The organism is Leptospira kemamanensis (assembly GCF_004769665.1).
Lineage (GTDB): Bacteria > Spirochaetota > Leptospiria > Leptospirales > Leptospiraceae > Leptospira_A > Leptospira_A kemamanensis.
In genome coordinates, this window is sequence record NZ_RQGG01000011.1 from 1 (window position 1) to 1073 (window position 1073).

Genomic DNA, 1073 nt, shown 5'->3' on the forward strand with positions numbered 1-1073 from the left:
AGCGGATTCAACAATTAAGTGCAACGATTTAATTGGCACACCAAAAGACTTCGTTTGGAGTTTTGAATCCTAGAGTTTTTCTAGGTCTAGAATTTAACTTTTGCTCTACCTTTTCAACGTCTTTTTGAGTTAATTTAGAAAAGTCTGAACCTTTTGGAAAATATTGTCGCACCAAGCCATTAATAGATTCATTAATGCCTCGTTGCCAAAAAGAGTATGGGTCTGCAAAGAATACTTTTGCATCCAATGATTCGGAAATCTCTTGATGTGAAGAAAATTCTTTTCCGTTGTCAACTGTGATAGATGTGACTCTATCGGATATATTTCTAAGAATTTTGTTGATCCCTTTTGTAACAACTTTTGAGGTTCTGTCCTTACATAGAACCAACTTAACATACAAACTTTTTCGTTCAACTAACGTAACAATAGAGCCTTTATGATTTTTACCGACAATAGTATCTCCTTCCCAGTGACCAATTTTGTTCCTTTTTTCTACCGACTTTGGTCTGTCTTTGATAAAAACCCTGTTTTTTATTGTGCCTTTTGTAGTTAGCCCACTCCCATATCTCTTTCTTCTTCTCCGATTCGATTGACGGAGGTGTTTGTAAAGAGTTCCATCTAACGATTGATCATATTTTATAAATCTATAGATTGTTTCATGGCTTATACTCACACGCATTCTTTGTTGTAAATATACAGAAATTTGTTCGGGACTCCAGTCTTCCTTCAAATATTTTATCACTACCTCTTTTGTTTTGGGATTAAACTTTATATGTTTTTTGGCGTTTATCCTGCGCTTCTCGGACCATAGATTGGCTTGCTTATAACGGTATCCTCTCCCGCCTGTATTACGTTTTACTTCTCGGCTGATCGTTGACTTGTGACGATTTAGTGATTTGGCGATTTCTGTCAGACTATAATTTTGTTGCAGAAATAAATAGATAGCAAATCGTTCATTTGGGGTTAACTGGCAATACTTCATTCCATTTCCTTTTGTTTCGCAACTTCAAGAAATTCGTTTGAGGGGTGCCAGTCAACCTCTCATTTTGTTGCACTTAATGGTTGAATCTGCT

At 36.1% G+C, this 1073-nt stretch carries 1 protein-coding gene; it reads right to left on the minus strand.

Annotated features, from left to right (window positions below):
* Positions 1–28 precede the first annotated feature (28 nt).
* Positions 29–982 (minus strand): IS30 family transposase, encoded by a 954-nt coding sequence (locus EHQ59_RS04460; protein WP_135617955.1) that lies wholly within the window; start codon positions 980–982, stop codon positions 29–31.
* Positions 983–1073: the final 91 nt, after the last annotated feature.

What these genes read in the sequence shown, in the direction of transcription:
- EHQ59_RS04460 (WP_135617955.1), bottom strand. Translation starts at nt 982, where the DNA reads ATGAAGTATTGCCAGTTAACCCCAAATGAACGATTTGCTATCTATTTA.